Raw genomic sequence first — 17767 nt, 5'->3', positions numbered from 1 at the left:
GGCGTTTTCGAAAGTGTGCCCAGTGGTCCGTTCCTTAGGTGCGACCTACGATTGGCGTAGTCGCATGATTGCGTCAGTGATTGCTTGAGCATTCGTATCCAGCGTATCCATGGCCGCTGTAGCGTTAGCGGCAACACCCCCTACACCATTCTCAGAGAGCCACTTGGCGATCTCTTCTATGGCAGCACCCAAAGCGTGCTGATTGTGCAGGAGCAATGTAAGTGCGTCCGCAGTGGCGATCTTGGCTTCTGAACTATCTGACATAGCTATCGTCCTTGAGTGGTGATGCGAGAATCCTAGTTCATCTAGCCGCTGGCTGGGCTGGTAAGTGCTCAGGCTTCGCCAATTTTTTGCGTTCGACCTGACCAGTCCTTTGGGCTTGGTTTGACCAACACGCTTCATGGCTATGTCCGGTAGACGACGACCCAAAGCTGACATCGATAAAGCTCGCTGAGAGTCGTGCCTCACTCGTTTGAAGATTACCTGATCAGCCATTCCTAACGAATTTCAGAAACCAGCGAAACCGGTTATGGCTGTTTGTCGAAAGGCCAAATAGGAGGAAGACTAAACCAAGCCAAAAAGGGTTCAGTCGCTGTGAACCGGTGTCACGGAGCACCCTTCTTGGGCCAGTTTAGGTTTCTTGTCGTAAAAAGGATTAAGACTTAAAACTCCGCGATAGATACTTGGGATGAAACCACCTTGACTACCTGCCTGTTCTGACGCCTCAAGCCCTACCAGTAACGTATTGCTAAGTGTTGTGGTGATTAGCACGAAAGCCGGGATGACGAGCAAGGGAGTTAGTAGGCGTCGTTTCCACTTCCCGAGCTTGGTCGAATACTTGCGCATTAGAAAGTAAAGTTCAGGGCTTTCATTGCGGTCTGTTGCCTGGAGCCATTTGATGTCCACGATGTCCTGTTCCAGGAAGACGTGTTCATTGACATCGTCGAAAGGGGTGCGTTTATTTTTGGCGAGCTGTTTGAGTTCTTCCAAGTCCTCACGCAATACTTGAAGTCCGCCCTCACATTCCATCAGGTCCTTATATGACTTGTATCGATATACAACGGGCGCTGTGGCTCTAAAAATCAGCAAAAAAACGACCATTGCCAAACCACAGATCCAGTAAAGATAAAGCGTAAACGGCAGTTTCTGCTCCAATCCCATGCCTTTGGCCACCGCAACGGCCATCGGTACAATGCTGAAAGCAGCAGTCAATAGCTGTGTCACTTTACTGTTAGCCACTGCTGATAAGGTTGGCCATGACTCTGTCCATTGACGTACCTTCATCATCCGCAAACGCAGGTAGACAATCAGAGTCGTCGGTAGAAATACTGCCAATGGCCATAGTGGTGGAATAGGCTTCTCTATGGCATAGGCAGCAATAATAGGCACGGCGCTGGTTATAAACGCCGCGATAAAAAAAGCACAAAATGCATCTCCCCAAGGCGAGCGGTCGATTTTGCCTTTTGCGTGAACGATATTGTTTTGTGGCCTTGCTTGAGCAGCAACAGTCATTAATGATCCTAGGTTTTGGTAGTGATTTTCAAATGGATGACTTTGTTAATGCTTCTGCTTACGTTGAGCATGATCATCCTTGAGAGGGGGCACTGTTTGGTGGTGATGTCAGTATGCCACTCGCTACTAATCATACAATTCCGCCACTCACATTCCTACTCTGGCGCCTGTATAACATCCAAAACTGTTGGTTATGGAAGCTCGCATTAGGCAGGCGTGGTGCCCGTGGTCAGGAGCAGTAATTGGCCGTTTTCTGTCGGTCGTAAACCACTCTTTTCGGCGGAGTATCAGGCGGGAGAATCTGGCAGATCAACGGATTTCCCGCACAGGGTGGGTCGGGGTTAAGAGCCATTCGCGTGCCACCTCGCTGTTAGCGGCCAGGAAATCAAAATATCCCAAGCACTAAAAAGCCGCCCGTAAACGGCCTGCAATCACGTTAGCGGAAAATCAGACGTCTCCAGCTGAGATGTCGTCAGTTGGCGATACCTTCTGCTTATTCTTCAAGAGCTTTCCCGGCTTCATGCAGTGCATCTTTCGCGTCCGTCCAAGGTTTATAGTCAGCCTCTGTAGGCCATGCCGCATTTGGGCGACGGGATTGCTCGATCTTGTGATCAAGCCGTTCCTCTTCCTTTTCAAACGCTTCATGGGCTTCATCGAAAGCTTTTAGCTGTGCAGCCCTAACTTTCTGTGCTGTTGTCGTGCTGCACTCCAGCCGGCATTCGTAACTCACGAAAGACGCTTCACATTCGACGAGAATATAAACAGCGCCATCTTCTGCCTGGAGAAGATGCTAGTAGTCGTCCGTTATGTGGTATGCCGCAGGTGCGATCTGAACCAAATCCATGTTTTATTTCCGTAGGTTATTTTCGGTTTCTGACCATGACTTGGTTGCGAATGCACGATTCTGCATGGTTGTTTCTGGCCGCTAGCACCCGACACGCCACTTTGCACATCTGCGGTCCACAGACTTGAATCCGACCGAACCATTAAATTGCGGACAGGTCTTTTGCAAAGCGTTCAACTTGGCTAGGGAGGACCAACAAAGACCCATTTATTTGCCAGTCGCAATCGTCATCTGACGTTGAACCCAAGTAGACGCGCAAGAACACCAAACCCGGGTAATGAGGATCCAGGCAGGCCGAGAGTGCAAAATCTTCGCTCTCAGAAAGCCACTCTTTAGAGAGCCCATCCTCAAGTTGCCCAACCGATGCCAAGAATCCGTCGAGTCGAGGCTGATGATCTGAAGATGAGAACCATTCCGTTGTAATTTCCGCGTGAAGATCAGTGCCCGAGAGTCGAACGACGATGCAGCCCATCCGGCTGCTACACGGCCTGATGCTCAGCATCAGCCCATCCTGTTGCATTATTTCTGCTGGCATTTCTGCACCGATGTCACGAATGAAGTGCCGATATTACTATGTGACCATGCAGGGGATAGGCAAGTTAGTCTTAGGACGGAGAATCTGTTTCTGACCGGAAATTGCCCATCACGCATGGCCGCTTCTGGCCGAACTCTGCCTGTCGTTACCGGCAGAAGTCGCCACTTAGCTGCCTGTCGGACCTAACATGAAATCCTCGTCTCTCTGCGAGCCTGATCCGACAATCTTCTAACATCCTCGTTGGACATAAATGCAAAAAGGAGTTTTCTAAATTCTTCCAGCGCCTCACCCAACTCATTCAATTCAAGCTTGATTTTAGTCAGATCTAACGTTTCGCTATCTTGGAGATCCAACGTTTTAATCACAAGCTCCCCGATAGCTTCCGGGCTATCTCCAATCGGCATAACCGTCCTAAAAAATAACCCTGCTCCCAAATTAAATAAGCTAAAAACCCTTCCACGTTTAGAGCCTACAATTATCGCTATACGCTTTCGTGCTTTAGGATCAATGATAGATAAGTCGCTTCGGTCATCAAGGTAGTTTTTTATCTCATGGAGTCGCGCACCTTGCCGCCTAAGAACAGCGTCCCAAATTTTCAAACGCATACCTAATGCTTCACTGCTTGCGGTTTTTACATAATCAATTGGGTTTGGTGAAGCAAGCTCTAACAGCTTGCACCCATCCTCTTGCACGTCCATTAAAAGAAAATAGATCTTGAGTAATCCAAGGTTGTCGGCTTTCTTTTCTACTTCCTGCGCCATTTTAGTAAATCTTATCAGCGATTCAGCTAGCGTTTTAACGAGAGTACCTAATTCTGCGATCATGCTGCACCTTGAAAGTTAAGGGCTTTCAGCTATATTGGGACTATCTGTTTAAGGCATTTTTGAGTAAGAACTCGCGACGTTCTGTGTGGTATAGCTGCATCCCCAGATCGATCTTCTCGTCCAAGTCGTTGAGGTCTTCTTCGCTTATGAAGGCATCCGCCTGTCCGGAATTCATCAGTGCCTGGATACGAGCACGACGCTGGTTAATCATTTCGAGGCAGACACCCTTAACGCCGACCCCGACACCGAGAATGCACATTGTCTCCGCCAGTAGAAACGTAGTGATCAGGAAGTGGCGCAGATTGCTCGGCTTGCAAAATCGGGCATTCGCAAGTTCGGAAATTATGTGAGCCCCAGCAGGGGTAAAGCACACTGATTCGACCAGTTTCTGATCTCCGCTTTGAGCCTTCAGCTCAGCTGCCACCTTGGCAAGCAGTATCCGTCGAGACAGATAGGAAAACATTGGCTTCAGCACGATAAAGTAAGCCACGACCAGTGCTATGGCCGCCCCGATCAAATTGCTCGCATCCATCCTAACCTCTCCATTTTGAGTCGCGTGATTCTATCGAACTCTGAGTCGTCCCTGATCTTTTAGATGGTATCCGGCCGGATGACCACTTTCGGCCGTTCTCTGTCGGTCGTAAGCCACTTTTTGAAATCAGCGATACCCAAACTTTCAAAAATCGACATTGCCTTGGGCAACTATCGGTCGTGAATCTGTGGCGGGGAATATCAGATAGGGTATCTGGAGAACCGGCTAAATCCCGCCCAGGATGGGTCGGCATCAAGCCCGTATACGCACGCCCGTATAGCCGTAAAAAGCTCTTTTTCGAATATCAGCTGAGAGAAACAGGCCACTCATAAATCGTTGCTGTAATCGCGTCCTACGAGCCTACAGAGGCTGCATTCGCCTTGTTCAACTCCAGTCCGAGACGCTGCATCACACGCATCACGGCGGTAGGCGACCACCTGCCTTTACGGGCAGTCGGAATGTTGCGGGAGATTAGGCATTCAGCGACGGCCTGTAGGCTGGTTGCCCCTTTGAGGATGCAGTTTTCAATGGCGTCTTCAACCGTGTCTGCTCGATGGTCAGCCTGCTTGCGTTGGGTGTCGTGTCCCTTCGCCCTGTTCAACATGCTGCGACCCTTTCTGAGTTTGTCCTCGCGGTTGGCTAGGCTGTGCAGGGCGTCAATGTCACCGGCTTCGGCCCGAACATCGAGAGACTTCAAAGCAGCCTTGGTACGTTCGCTTATGAAGGTTCGCTCTTGCTCAGCCAGTACCGCGTAGATGTGGAGTTCTACAGTCGAGGCGTTGGGCATCGTTGCCACCTTGAAGTTGTTCCGCTTCATCAGGCCAGCAATGTGTTCAACATCCCGGCTCAGCCGGTCCAGCTTAGCCACCACTACAGGACGGCCATCAGCGAACGCGTTGGCGGCTCCTGGGCGCCCTAGCGGATGAATCGAGCCAGATACGCCGACATCCTCGTACTCAACCACCACTGTCCATCCTTGCTTCTCAGCGGCGAATCGGACGTACTCTTTTTGTGCCTCGATGCCGAGACCGGACTCGCCTTGACCTTTCGTGGACACGCGGTAGTAGGCGACAACATCCATGATGGCGACTCCGTAAAGTGGCTGATTGGGTGACTTTACAACTGTTACAACGACCGATCAACAGTTGTAAAATATTCATTGATTGGATTGATGTCGCTGCTTAACGCAGTCGTGGTGGTCGTTTGCTGATGGCAGACAATAGCTGGATTTCAGTGGTGTTAAATGGTTTATTAGGTTTAACTTATTGATTTAATTGGTTTGTTCTTTGATAGGCTTGAAGTTTCAAGGAGTTGACACATCCAGCCAGCTTTATGGGCAACCCTCATAGGCTTGCTGAAACCTGCGTTAGCTATTAGCTTAGAACTAGGTCGTGGCGAAATGTCAGTTCTGTGTATTGGTATGGACTGGAATGTCCCGTCAGTCGGCTTTGGGAAGTATTGATGGATTTCAAAAGGAGCGTTTTTGTGGCCGATAATCTTCCGTACTGCAATTCTGTTGGAACTTTGTCCAACATGCTTGAAAAGATTAAGTCTGCTTCTGTGCCAGAGCGATTTACTCAAGATTTTGTCTCGACTAAGCTAGCGATGAAGGGTGGAACTGCTGCTGCGTGTATTCCTTTCGTAAAAAAAATGGGTTTTGTGGCAAGCGACGGAACTCCGACTGAGCAATATAGAGAATTCAGAAACCCTCGGAAGTCCAGGGTTGCAGTCGGAAAAGCCTTTAGAAAACTATACGAAAAGCTTTATGAGATGAACGAGTATGTTCATGATGCATCTGATCAAGAAATTCTTGGGTTGATCGTAGAGTGTACCGGCGGGGCCAAGGACTCGTCCGTCACAAAGGCTACCTTAACCACTATAAATATGCTTAGGAAAATATCGGATTTTGATGCTGAGGAGGATACTGATTCGGTAGAGTTGGAACTCAATAAGGCGGTTTCTGGAGCTTCTTCTCCGGGTGGATCGCAGATTCAACTGCCCGTGCCTCAAAGCTCCGGTAGAGGTATAAATCTTGCCTATACTATAAATCTTAATTTGCCTGCCACTAAAGATATAGAGGTCTTTAATGCTATTTTTAAAAGCTTGAAAGAGCATATCCTCGGGGATTGAATATGGCATTTGAAGATAAGGTAAAAGCTTTCGGCATGACGAATATGTTAGTCGAGTCAGAGATTGATCAGCTGGAAAGGAAGCTTGATATCAACCTGCGTGGCGGACTGAGTAAGGAAGATGCTCAAAGCGATATCGAAAAAGCCTATATTCCTCAGTTTGCTCAAGCGTTACGCACAGAAGCAGCTGAGATGGCTCGCAGCTATGAGCTTTTCTATTGTTTAGAGAAAACTATTAGACTACAGATTACAGAGCTTTTAGAGTTAACTCATGGGGAAGGATGGTGGAATGATAAAGTAATACCTCAGCAGATATTTGTTGAGGTTAAAAAGCGCATACAGCGAGAGCGTGAATCTGGAATTACGCCACGCTCTTCGGATGAGCTTGATTATACTAATTTTGGTGAGCTTGGGGAGATAATAAAATCGAACTGGCAGATTTTTGCGAGTATATTTAATAATGTCAGAGCTGTTGAAAAGGTAATGTTTAATCTGAACTCGCTTCGAAACCCTATCGCACATTGCAGTATGTTGGCCGAAGATGAAAAACTTCGACTCGACTTGAGTCTTCGTGATTGGTTTCGTTTGACTGAATAGGCTGGTCTTGGCTCTTGTTCTGATTTCTCCTTTGGTCATTGTTAAGGTAGGTTAATGATAAATTGATCATAAGGTTTGCCACGATAGACCCATTATAGAAGTTTCATCATTGGTGGCGTCCTATCAGTGCTGTCTACTTGTTTGATAGTGAAACGCGTTGGTTCTGCTGTAAATTTCGGGGGGTTACTTTAAAGGGCGGACACCGGGGCAGACCGAGGAGCGCCAGCATATCCACTGACGACGTCCATTTTTCAATAGTTGCAATCCCATCCGCCCACCACATAGGGGGCATTTCAATGGCGTACCGGGTTTATCTTCCTTGTACAAAGAAGCTTTTTGTATCGGTTTGCCTTCCTCACTTTTCCGCTGCAAAACCGCATCTCGTCTCCGACCATATAGGTAGCTCGCTAGGTATCCAATACCGACGCTAAAGAAGAATTTAATGCCGGAGTGCTCTCGCTTTACCCCGCCGTGTGACGAGCATGCGCCTCTCGTACCAATGGAGGGCGAAGCCCAGCCATCATTGCATTTGGGTGGTCCTGAGGAGTGTGGAAGGAGCACATACGTGAAGACGAAAAATAGAAGCCCTATAAAGAAGGATAGATTTTTTGTGTAGACTTTTGTGGCCATGCTACGAATTAGTTTCGGTAACTTAAATAGCCAGCGAAACACTGCGGTCAACACGTCCTGGACGAAATTTGCAAACTTCATAAATCACCATGGAGCAGCGGTCTATTCAGCAGGTGCTCAGCATCTCATATCTGTCTATGACGGATTTTGATCCTAGTCAATGGAGGGGCGGCTGCTCCGTAAACGTTCGGTGGTGGACCGATGACGGTCGAAAGCCCGAGACGTTGCCGGAGGGCTCCTGGGGATTGATTAACGTCGCATCAGTCGGCAGCGGATCAACAGATCGTAACGGCTATTTTGGTGATGCCATGTGCTGCATGCCTGGATGGTATCGCTTGACGGTCGTTTGTTGGTGCCAAAGGGAGGATAGCGGTTGAAACGATCTGGCGTCGGCTGGGCGCTGCCATGGAAGCCGACTTTCTAGCCGGGCTCTTGCTTGAGCAATTTTGCTTACACACTGCGTGGGGAATGGGTAATAGCATGGGATTTGCCCACCCACTTGCTCGTGGACATGAGCGGCAGAGTACGACCCAAAGCGGACGGTCGCGGCTATTTTCGGGCCTCAGTGGGTCTAGGGTGGAAGCGGACCGAGGAACATCTTTTTCAATCGCTCAGATCCTATGGCTCGTGACAGTTCCGAAATGACGCAATACATGAAAATCAACGTAATGAGCAAAATCTGCACTGCCCAGAATTGCGGCCAGTTCATGGAGGTCCATAGCTGGGTATTCGCCTCCATGAAGCTGTGTGCTTCTTTCCAGTATTCGTACAGCCGTTCCAGGTAATGAACGACAAGCGCGACTAGGGCATACATAAGCGTCTTCCAGGTGACGTTCCAGATCAACGGTTTTTCCGGAAATCGGTTGATGAAGGGCAACATGTCCGCAACCAATACAGATTTGCCGAGCACCAGGGATGCTATCAGCACCGATGCGGACACCGGCATCGAAATACCTGTGCCCTTGATCATCAGCGCACGAATGAAGGCGACTATGTGCAGGATGATAAAAAAGAACAGGGTGGGCGGGATTGCCTTGAGGGCTTCTTCTTTTATCGTGTGCAGGACAGCGTTCATATTGATCCCCTGAGAAAGTACGGCGGAAAGTTTCGCTTCCTGATGCGAGACCCTCTGGCACTAAGGAAAGGTCAAAGGCCTGGTTGTCCACGGGGAATCGACCAACAGGACTGCGCTTGTTTCAGCCTGACTGCGTTATGCCTCGCAGTGAGCGTACGTAAGTCAATCCTGTTGGCTGTTCAGGGAACTACTTGGTTTTAAGCTCTTTGTATGATTTGACGATGTCTTGGGCCCAGATATCGAGTACTCCCCTGAAGTCTTTGGCTTGCACGACTTCTGAGGAGTTTGCCAATTCAGCCCCTGAGCCCTTACGAACCACTTGGGCCACTACCTTATTATCACCACCATCGATAAATGCCGCTTCAGTGGCGAGAGTGGTGTCCTGATCGCGAATGCCGGTCGCCGCACTGACTCCGGCAGCGACCAAAGCAATCGGAATGATCTCGTAGGGTTGCAGTCCTTTGGTTTTGGCACTGACGGCCGTAATGGCGGGACGCACGACCAGCACACCTGGGCCAGGCCCGGTAGCCAAGGGAAGCTCTCTGGCAAAGGCATTTTTCAAGGCTTCATCGTAGAACTGCGTGATGCCATTAAGGGCGCTTTGCGGGATTTTCTCGGTTGGTTGTGGTGGTGGATACAGCTGGCTATGTTCGACAAACACGCTGGTGTAGCGATTCGCGTCCACATCCGGGTCGATCCAGCGCATGACGGGTTCGCCCGATGGTGACTTTTCCTCTTTGAGAGCGCTGTAGTCTTTGAGAAACCCCGAGTAATGGTCAGGATCAACATAAGGGCTGGCACAAGCGGCGAGTGCCAGGGTCAATACACATGCTGCGAGCGGTTTGATCTGCATAAAAGCTCCAGAGTGATTGCTTGAAGCGAACACCTTCGACGGCATCAAGTATGACGGCAACGCCTTCTGACGATGCCGCCTGCTGAAATTGACGCGTTACGGCGTCACGATGTTGAACCAGAAGTCGAAGTTGTCCATGTAAGACACCAACTCCTCCAGCTTGCCTTGTGCTCCGTCGATCTTGATATCACCCGAGGCCAGCGCATCCTTTAGCGTGGTCTCTTTCAACACGATCTTGTTCAGCGTGTCGCGGGTCAGCGTCACCGTGGCATCGGCATCTTTCGCTGCAACGCCTTCGGTGTGGTTGAGCACGCCATTTTCCATTTCCACCGAGTATTTCTGCTTGAGGTCGGTGAAATCGAAGTTGAGCGATAGACGTTTGCCTTCGGCTTTTGGCCCATCCAAACGCATGGCCAGGAAGTCAAAGAACAAGTCCAGATCCATGGCCCGCACGGTATCGGGGCTTGCGGTATCGGGTGTCGGCAGCTTCATCACACCTTCGCGCAGCTCCTTGGCGCCGGTGAGGTAGAAGTTACGCCATGGCCCACTTTCGGCCTGGTAACCCAATTGCTCCAGGGCATCGGCCTGCATGTTCTTGGCAGCTTGGTTGTTTGGATTGGCGAACACCACATGATTAACGACTTCGGCGACCCAGCGGAACTCACCCTTGTCGAAGTACTCCTTGGCTTTCTTCAGCACCGCTTCTTCGCCGCCCATCATCTCGACATAATGCTTGCCGCCTTCCTCCGGTGGCAGTTCGTTCAACTGCGCCGGATTACCGGTAAACCAGCCCAGATACAACACGTAGGTGGCCTTGACGTTGTGGTTCACCGAACCGTAGTAGCCACGATTGGAGAATTTGTTGGCGATTGCCTTGGGCAGTTTGAACTGCTCGGCGATCTCGACCATGGTGTAACCCTTGTTGATCATCCGCAGGGTTTCGTCGTTGATGTAGCGGTACATGTCACGCTGCGAGGACAACTGCTCGCGTACCTCCTTGTTACCCCAGACTGGCCAGTGGTGCATGGCATACATCACCTGGACATCGTCGCCCCACAGCTTGAGTGCCTCGTTGAGGTATTTTGACCACGGCAACGGTTCGCGGATCTTTGCGCCGCGCAACGAGTAAGTGTTGTGCAGGGTGTGGGTGGAGTCTTCGGCGGTGTTGAGCGCTTTCTTCTCCTTGATGTAATAGAGCATCTCAGCGGGCGCTTCACTGCCAGGGGCGTACAGGAACTGGTAGGTCAGGCCGTCAATGACATGGGTTTCGCCAGTAGTCTTGATGATGTCGGTAGGTGGGATCAGCGTCACCGTGCCCGCTGAGGTCGTGGTGCCCAGGCCGGCACCCAACTGACCAGTCGGAGCGGGAGGCAGCAGGTTGCCGTACATATAGCTGGCACGACGACTCATGGCCGTACCTGCCATGACGTTCTCGGCTACCGCATGCTCAATGAATCCAAGGGGGGCATAAACCTTCACCTTGCCGGCTTTCACATCTTCTTCATTGATTACGCCGCGTACACCACCGTAGTGGTCAACGTGACTGTGGGTGTAGATCACTGCCACAACGGGCTTTTTCGGCCGATGCTGATAGTAGAGATCGAGTGCCGCCTTGGCGGTTTCGGCGGAAATCAGCGGGTCGAAGATGGTGATCCCATCTTTACCCTCGACGATGGTCATGTTCGACAGGTCATAGTTGCGAACTTGATAGATGCCGTCGGTCACCTCGAACAGACCGGAAATATTGATCAACTGCGACTGCCGCCAGAGGCTTGGATTGGTGGTATCCGGTGCTTTTTCGCCCTCTTTGATAAACGAATATTTCGCCGGGTCCCAAATCACATTGCCCGACGCGCCTTTGATGACGGTCGACGGCAGAGGTGCAATGAAACCTTTATGCGCCAACTCAAAGGACGTCTTGTCGTTGAACGGCAATTCCTGGAGCAATGCGTTGTTAGCGGCCTTGGTCGCTTCCGAGGCCGGTTTTGGTTTTTCTGCATCGGCTGCAACCGCTTGGGTGGCTATTGCAATGGCTGCAACGAGTGAGCAAAGAGTTCCCGCTAATTTCAAGGGGCGCCATTTATCGTGAGAGCCGGGTAGCGCCTTCGACTGTATCTCATAAGTCATCTTCAAGTTCCCTCTAGTAGCAATGCGCCATACCAGTTCGGTAATAGCGGGTTCAACTAAAACTAGTAGGGATCGAGAAAATTTCGAGTATTACAGTTTGTGTCAGACAAAAAGTTGCGAAATGAACGGGCCGCTATCAGTTGTACAGGTGGTCATCTCTCAGCGGCTGACTGCTGGCGATAAAAGACATGGGCGGAGCGTCCGCTAAGGGCCGATTGCTGTTGGTCAGGAAGTACAGCGGGTGACCTATATCCGCCATGAGTGAAAGCCCACAATCGCCCACGCCGTCCAATAATAATTGACATACAAAGCATATGGATATTGTGTGTGAGGCGACTCCCGCCTAACCCAACATCGCTGGATCCCGTGAGTTTCCTAGCTTACGCGTGGGATGACTGACTTCAGATGAGCTGAATCGGGTTAGTTCGGAATAGATCAGGCAATAGTACTCAACAGGTTCGCCCTGCTTGCAGTACATGGAAGGGCGAAGCATTAATTCTCGGTAGTATTGTCTGCGATGGCCTCTACATCGGCGATGAGAGCTGATGGTTGGCACTTCAGGGCAGCAGCCAGCTTGAAAATAACGTTGATAGTGGGCTGATGGACACCCCTTTCAATGAGGCTGACATAGTTTCTTTGCACATCTGCCTCCATCGCCAGCTTCTCCTGCGTCAGTCCTGCGAGTTTCCGCCGCTCGCGGAGAACCTTACCGAATGCCAACCCTGCGTCCAAAACGTGTCTCCCTCGTCAGAGGGTTGCACTGTCGGTTGCATAGCTGTTCTGGTCTTCACAGGATACTGTGAATTTTTACTGACTCATGGCACCATTCTCCCTGACGCTGTTGGCGTTTGGTGGTCGGCCCTAGGCCCAGGCCCCAGCCATCGCATGAGCTAGTTAAATCGACTACAAACTCCCTGGGAGCTGCGTGATGAACGAACAGAATGGTGCTACCCCATATGCCGCTGATGGTGAGGGTGAAGCCTTATACGCCAACCCATCAGCCTTGCTGGAGCTGAGTCAGTTGAATCGAACTAACCCGCACGCTGCCTCGGTGATGCTTACGCTGATGTCGATCATCGGTGGCAACGGAGCTGTACGGACAACTCAGGCGATAGTGGCCAAGCATTGCAACTACACCCTTCAACAGGTTGAGAAAGCTGTAGCCGAACTTGCTGAAGGGAAGTGGATTCTGTCCGTCGATGCCAGCCCCGAGCCGGGTGGAAGCCTCGTATGCACCGTGAACTCCAACGTTGCCAGATCGGAGAAGCCCGAAGAGCTGGTGTAAACCAACCGTCGGCTCCAAGATAGAGAACTGACTGATGACTGATCAAAAATCACCCAAAGATCAAGCTGTACATGTTCCACGGTATGCATTTGAAGTTATGGCGGCTCGTACAGCGCTGGACGAGGACAAAGTGGCGGTGATGCTGCTTCTGCTGATGCGAATGGACCGTAACCGTGCAGTGAGGGTCAACACGTCTCTGCTGTCCGATTTTCTTACGCTCAGTAGTGAACGGGTGGATTATGCGATCTCAAGTCTCATCAAGAAGGGCTGGGTAGAGTCAGTTGATGATCATGCGATGCGATGCCGCGTCCTCGATTGTGTTGTGCACCCAGCCTTCATACACGCAGACTTCGATACGCTGATGAGGGTGGTAAGCTCTCGTGTTCTGTAGGTTGTCTGAGCCGGGGATTGGCAACCAACTGCCCCAAGCCCATATCTGCACGCTAATGATTACATCTGGACGTTAACGTGCGTGGGATGGGCTACCCCTAGCCCACCTGGATGGGCTAGCTAGAGGAATCTCAATTGCCCTCTGTTGCATTCGAATGCTCGATATCCGGACGTTAGGGTGCTTCCCGTTAGCTACTTCTTCGGCTTACCCATGGGTGACCACCGCACGTTAGCGATCAGTTCGTTCAGATCCCTTATGCCGCTCGGCATGGTCAACATCAAGATCAAGAGCAGGGTGGTGGCTGAGCCCCCTATCCACCCTACTGAATAGAATAGAATTGTTATCTTGCCTCACGGCATAAACATGTAATCGGTGGGGCAAGGGCAAACAAGCCCCACACGCTTTTGATCTGAACCGTGCAGGTATGTGTGACTGACAGTCACGGATGACTGACTTCTAAGTCTGTAGCCTTCATCAATTCTACCTGTGCCTCAGGGCACGACTAACAACTGTATAAGTTCCAAGGGAGGAAAGGGGGGAGCCCCCTCCCGCTTTTGCTTTGAATTGTGCAAGGGGAAATGGTGCCATGGGCACAGACTAATTCTCTGTGACCTTAGTCACGGCTGACCTTCCTGAATTGATTAATCGTGGCTCACGCCACAAGTTATCTCAGCAAGATTCAGAGCAAGATCAAGAGCGGGGAGCGGGCTGCTTGCCCCTCTCTCCCCTTAACTGTATAGAGTTGTAATCCGTGCTTTAGGCACAGGTTGCTGTCGGTGACGGTGACGGTAACGTCACAAGTTCAATATATGATAGAGGTAATTAATCTCAAAGCTACCCTTTGGCGATTCGCTCACTCACCATGCTGTACATGGCGAGTTTCACTCTTTATATCTGTCGCTAATCAACGGTCATTGACCCCCCCTGCTACTCCACCTGCTGCCTGTGCCTCGCGATCCCACTTCTTGACCGTATTCTTGGATATGCCAAGTTCCTTGGCGGTGGTCTTAGTTGGAATCCCTGCCCTGATCATCTCCAGCGCCTGTTGTTTCTTTGAATGTTGTGCGGGGGTGGCTGGCTTAGTCTGATCGTCATTGGTAGCCCAAAACTTGTCGAAGTCGATATCTGCATCAACAGTTCGAAGAATTTGTGGATTGCGTTCAAGGTGCAGTGCGATGCCACGCAGTGCGGTTCTCGCCGCTTCTATGACTCTTTGTAGCTGTCGCGGGCCCATCGGCTCCCTGTCATGGTTGAGAAGGTGCTCTGCTGCTGTAGCCACGGAAAGTTCGGGAAGGTGCAGCAACCGTTTCACATCTGCGAGAGCAACGCTGTGTTTTCCATTGATTACGCCGGGGCCGGTACAGATTGCCCCGAAAGCAAAGTCGTCCAGCCAAGGCGTGGATCTACCTTCCAGCCTGAGGGTACTCAATGCAGTGGCCAGAGGATTGTTAATGACTTGAGGTTTCTTCCCGGCCTTGGACTTGTGCTCGGTCTGCTGATTAGGCTGCTTCGGAATCAGGTCAGCAACCGGAGCGAGATATTCAGATGGCGTTTGTTTGCATTCCGGGGGCAGGGGACTGCCGTCCTCGGTAATATGCCAGTACCCCTTAACGCGTTCCGACTCTACAGGCTCTTCCGGAGCGGGGTCTGGTAAATATGGCGTCTTTATATAGCTGCCATAATACTCCTTAGTGATTTTGTCGTAGATAACGTCCCCGATTGTCGAGGTGCGTGCTTTTGCCACCGTTTTACGAAGTTGTTGGATGGCGTATTCGAAACTTGTTGGTGTAGTAGTGTTCGTTTTCATATATGTTATCCCTAGTGCTAATTCAGTTCATAGGCAAACCCTCGGTGTGTTCCAGTTATTGTCGGTTGGGAACGCGTGACCCTTATTGCGGACAGCACGAAGCCCGCTCTGCTCAGTGGCCTATAGGCTTGAGCAAGCGAAGTGGTGGTCTGGGTAGGTGAGGTGTTGCGGGTGCCAGCCTCTGTCGCTGAGTATTATTTTGGTACTTTGTTGCAATGTAGTGGACGGCCAGTTTCGCGACACCAGCCATCTGTAAAAAGCGTTTCGCCTCGGGCTGTCTAGAATTTGCCCTTGGTTACGCGTCAGCCTTTAGTCGACCTTTCGAATAGGCCACAGTAGGGTTGTCAATTACGTGGCTTCATTCTCTGGCAACAAACCGGCCCGACGGAGCAGCGTGCCGATGTAGATCTCCCCCTTGCCAGTTACCATGGTGCGGTTGTACTGGCGCCCCTTGCCAGCAACCTGATACACCCGACCCTCGGCCTTGAAGTGTCCGGAGTCAATGTATTGCTGGTACGGGGGGTAGTCCAAGGCGTCGCGCAGCACTTTGCACTCTCGCAGGAGTTTGAACAGTGTATGAGTGCCTACCCCGTACTTTTTTGCTACTTGTTCCATCGTCTGGCAGTTAACAGCGCTCTTTACTGCGTCATAGAACTCAACCTTCGGTGCGTCTTCTTCAATTTTATGCGCCAGCCGGGTGTTATCTTCCACTAGGGCCTGTGTTTGGCCCGCCAGTGCTTGAAGATACTTCAACGAGTTATTGAGTAGATCCTGAGCAGCGTTCTCGTGGATAGACGGGTTTACAATGTTACTCATGTGTTTCTAATGCCCTCCTGGGCGAGTAGAGCGTCAACGAATGCCGACGCTAGTATGTTAGGCTGCGTTTAGGGTTTTCCAATATTGCAGTGTTTCTTCGACTTCTCGAGCTTTACATTCTTTACGGTACTGCTTGTATAGCGGCATACGTTCACGCAAGTCATCTGCGTAGAAGTAAAGATCCTTGCCGTTATCTAGAACGTCAATCAACTCTTCCTCGATAAGAAATCCTTGATAGGTCCGCTCAATCCACTCCTGATTGACTCGTTCAACAAACTCTGCTCTTGCCCGAACATCCGATTCTTTTCCGTGCCCCGGAGAGTAGGAACAAGAGTGAATCATCATCGTGCTACTTGGATAGATGACCCAGTCATTTGCGTGGAGGGCAATAGCCGAAGCAGCTGAAGCGCATGTAAAGCCGATCTCGACTGTAATCTCTGCCTCGCATTCATCCATGCGGCGGCATAGGTAGTCGCAAGTTTCCAATTTTCCGCCAGATGATGAGAGCTGGATATACACTGCATCGTCTTCCGTTGCGTACGTTAAGATATTAACTAGTTCGCCGTACTCGTAAATCTCGCCAATATCACCGGTAATTGGTATTACATATTGTGTCGAGCTTCTTGCTTTTGTAATTGCGTTCATTGGGTATTGGTTGCTCTCAAGCTTAATAATGTTGTTGCTAGTGCGATACTTCATTGGTCATCTCTTGCGATTGTGAATTTTTGGCAATAATTGCTCGCCGCTACATGTGTTGCATTGTGATTGGAGAATTTGTGTCTTGTTAATGGCGCAGTCACTTCGGAAGCTAGAGGGTGGCTGGTATTAAATCGCCAGCCACCTTTAAGGCATATATCCTCCAGGTCGGTGCATAAGGTCGGCCGGGCTGTATACGTCCATGTTACTAGCGCTGTTAGTTGAAGTGCTTCCCTTAACCCCAGCTCACTGTTCATCTATCAACAGGCGAGGTCGTTTACAGTCCTGTTCGACCATGCTTCGCGATGAATTGCTGAAGCCAGATCAAACCCTTTCCGGTGAGAAAAGGCATGGATTTTAATTTCAGCTCGCCAGTGTTGCGGTTCATGTATTGCAGGTGCTTTACTTCGAATTGACCAGCATCAAGATACTTCTGGTAAGGGCGGTTCAGTCGGTGGGTACTGCGCATAAGTACGCGATGTTTACGAAGGTAGGTAAGAAGCCGAGTCCGCCCCGTACCAACAATTTTTGCCGCTTCATCAATATCGAACAGATGTCCGGTATCAGCCACTTCATCATAGAAAGTCACCTTTTCGGCGTTTTTGTAAGCTTGCTGCTTCAATGCTAAAACTTCGTGTTTCAGTTTGAGCCGGTCTGTTTTCAGTATGCTCACAAGTTTCAACGCTTCAGCGAGGTTGTTTGGGCTCGTGTCACCATTGGGATTAACTAAGGCCTTCCGTGAGTGATGAGTGAAGGGGCTCCCGTTAGACGTGATGAAAGCGCTTGTGGTTTGGTTGTGTGCGGTGCTGCTGTACGTGTTTTGCATTTTCATATAACTGGTAACTTCTCAAAATTAGGGCGTAGCTGCCCGTTGCCACAGCTTTGTAGCGTTTAATGCGGGCGAAGGTATGGATATGTCTCGCACATTGTTTCAGTACTGGGCGAGGTCAGTGCGTGTTCGGGTCGGAGCTAGGTCATAGTTCTATCCTGTAGTTTGTTATTCGGGTTTGCCAGGGCAGCAGGAAGCCGTCACGGTAACTTAGAGTTCCGTTGTATTAGTAGAGTTTGGGCGTCGAACTGTTCTAATGGCTCTATGCTCGCCATGTATGCGAGG

General features: G+C 50.5%; 18 protein-coding genes. 4 read left to right on the top strand and 14 right to left on the bottom strand.

What is annotated here, in order from left to right:
• Positions 1 to 45: 45 nt before the first annotated feature.
• The 6 genes from ABVN21_RS14625 to ABVN21_RS14600 form a co-directional block, all read right to left on the bottom strand.
• Complete coding sequence (locus tag ABVN21_RS14625; protein WP_339553146.1) at positions 46 to 264, bottom strand: hypothetical protein; 219 nt, start codon at positions 262 to 264, stop codon at positions 46 to 48.
• Positions 265 to 585: 321 nt separating this feature from the next.
• On the bottom strand, positions 586 to 1512 hold the full coding sequence (locus ABVN21_RS14620; RefSeq protein WP_339553147.1) for a hypothetical protein: 927 nt from the start codon (positions 1510 to 1512) through the stop codon (positions 586 to 588).
• Positions 1513 to 2005: 493 nt separating this feature from the next.
• A complete protein-coding gene (locus ABVN21_RS14615) occupies positions 2006 to 2242 on the bottom strand; it encodes a hypothetical protein (protein ID WP_339553148.1) in 237 nt (78 codons plus the stop codon).
• 831 nt (positions 2243 to 3073) lie between these two features.
• Positions 3074 to 3715, bottom strand: coding sequence for a hypothetical protein (locus ABVN21_RS14610; RefSeq protein WP_339553149.1), 642 nt, complete (start codon positions 3713 to 3715; stop codon positions 3074 to 3076).
• A gap of 40 nt (positions 3716 to 3755) precedes the next feature.
• Entirely contained in the window at positions 3756 to 4247 is a 492-nt protein-coding gene (locus ABVN21_RS14605) for a hypothetical protein (protein WP_339553150.1), read from the bottom strand.
• Positions 4248 to 4599: 352 nt separating this feature from the next.
• Positions 4600 to 5328 carry a recombinase family protein gene (locus ABVN21_RS14600; RefSeq protein ID WP_339553151.1) on the bottom strand — a complete coding sequence of 243 codons (729 nt, stop codon included), beginning with the start codon at positions 5326 to 5328 and terminating at the stop codon, positions 4600 to 4602.
• 404 nt (positions 5329 to 5732) lie between these two features.
• On the opposite strand from ABVN21_RS14600, the gene ABVN21_RS14595 reads away from it, so the two are divergent.
• Both ABVN21_RS14595 and ABVN21_RS14590 read left to right on the top strand, forming a co-directional pair.
• Complete coding sequence (locus tag ABVN21_RS14595) at positions 5733 to 6377, top strand: DUF5343 domain-containing protein (RefSeq protein WP_339553152.1); 645 nt, start codon at positions 5733 to 5735, stop codon at positions 6375 to 6377.
• A gap of 2 nt (positions 6378 to 6379) precedes the next feature.
• Positions 6380 to 6973, top strand: coding sequence for a Swt1 family HEPN domain-containing protein (locus ABVN21_RS14590; protein WP_339553153.1), 594 nt, complete (start codon positions 6380 to 6382; stop codon positions 6971 to 6973).
• Between the two features lie 1201 nt (positions 6974 to 8174).
• Here ABVN21_RS14590 and ABVN21_RS14585 read toward each other — a convergent pair.
• The 4 genes from ABVN21_RS14585 to ABVN21_RS14570 form a co-directional block, all read right to left on the bottom strand.
• The gene (locus ABVN21_RS14585; RefSeq protein WP_339553154.1) at positions 8175 to 8678 is read right to left on the bottom strand and encodes a hypothetical protein; all 504 of its coding nucleotides are present in this window, start codon (positions 8676 to 8678) and stop codon (positions 8175 to 8177) included.
• Between the two features lie 187 nt (positions 8679 to 8865).
• On the bottom strand, positions 8866 to 9531 hold the full coding sequence (locus tag ABVN21_RS14580; RefSeq protein ID WP_248691598.1) for a DUF3313 family protein: 666 nt from the start codon (positions 9529 to 9531) through the stop codon (positions 8866 to 8868).
• A 96-nt stretch (positions 9532 to 9627) separates the two neighbouring features.
• Complete coding sequence (locus tag ABVN21_RS14575; protein ID WP_339553155.1) at positions 9628 to 11658, bottom strand: alkyl sulfatase dimerization domain-containing protein; 2031 nt, start codon at positions 11656 to 11658, stop codon at positions 9628 to 9630.
• A gap of 492 nt (positions 11659 to 12150) precedes the next feature.
• Positions 12151 to 12390: a helix-turn-helix transcriptional regulator gene (locus tag ABVN21_RS14570; RefSeq protein ID WP_339553156.1), complete on the bottom strand. Its 240-nt coding sequence runs from the start codon at positions 12388 to 12390 to the stop codon at positions 12151 to 12153.
• 196 nt (positions 12391 to 12586) lie between these two features.
• On the opposite strand from ABVN21_RS14570, the gene ABVN21_RS14565 reads away from it, so the two are divergent.
• Together ABVN21_RS14565 and ABVN21_RS14560 are read left to right on the top strand one after the other, a co-directional pair.
• Positions 12587 to 12943: a hypothetical protein gene (locus ABVN21_RS14565; protein ID WP_339553157.1), complete on the top strand. Its 357-nt coding sequence runs from the start codon at positions 12587 to 12589 to the stop codon at positions 12941 to 12943.
• 34 nt (positions 12944 to 12977) lie between these two features.
• Positions 12978 to 13334: a hypothetical protein gene (locus ABVN21_RS14560; protein ID WP_339553158.1), complete on the top strand. Its 357-nt coding sequence runs from the start codon at positions 12978 to 12980 to the stop codon at positions 13332 to 13334.
• A gap of 904 nt (positions 13335 to 14238) precedes the next feature.
• On the opposite strand, the gene ABVN21_RS14555 is transcribed toward ABVN21_RS14560, so the two are convergent.
• The 4 genes from ABVN21_RS14555 to ABVN21_RS14540 form a co-directional block, all read right to left on the bottom strand.
• Positions 14239 to 15141 (bottom strand): helix-turn-helix domain-containing protein, encoded by a 903-nt coding sequence (locus ABVN21_RS14555; RefSeq protein ID WP_339553159.1) that lies wholly within the window; start codon positions 15139 to 15141, stop codon positions 14239 to 14241.
• A gap of 348 nt (positions 15142 to 15489) precedes the next feature.
• Complete coding sequence (locus ABVN21_RS14550) at positions 15490 to 15957, bottom strand: phage antirepressor KilAC domain-containing protein (RefSeq protein ID WP_339553160.1); 468 nt, start codon at positions 15955 to 15957, stop codon at positions 15490 to 15492.
• 57 nt (positions 15958 to 16014) lie between these two features.
• A complete protein-coding gene (locus ABVN21_RS14545; RefSeq protein ID WP_339553161.1) occupies positions 16015 to 16656 on the bottom strand; it encodes an ATP-dependent Clp protease proteolytic subunit in 642 nt (213 codons plus the stop codon).
• 274 nt (positions 16657 to 16930) lie between these two features.
• Positions 16931 to 17485 (bottom strand): phage antirepressor KilAC domain-containing protein, encoded by a 555-nt coding sequence (locus ABVN21_RS14540; protein ID WP_339553162.1) that lies wholly within the window; start codon positions 17483 to 17485, stop codon positions 16931 to 16933.
• Between the last annotated feature and the right edge of the window lie 282 nt (positions 17486 to 17767).

It is taken from the genome of Pseudomonas sp. MYb327 (genome assembly GCF_040438925.1).
Lineage (GTDB): Bacteria > Pseudomonadota > Gammaproteobacteria > Pseudomonadales > Pseudomonadaceae > Aquipseudomonas.
This window is presented reverse-complemented; position numbering and strand designations above follow the sequence as displayed.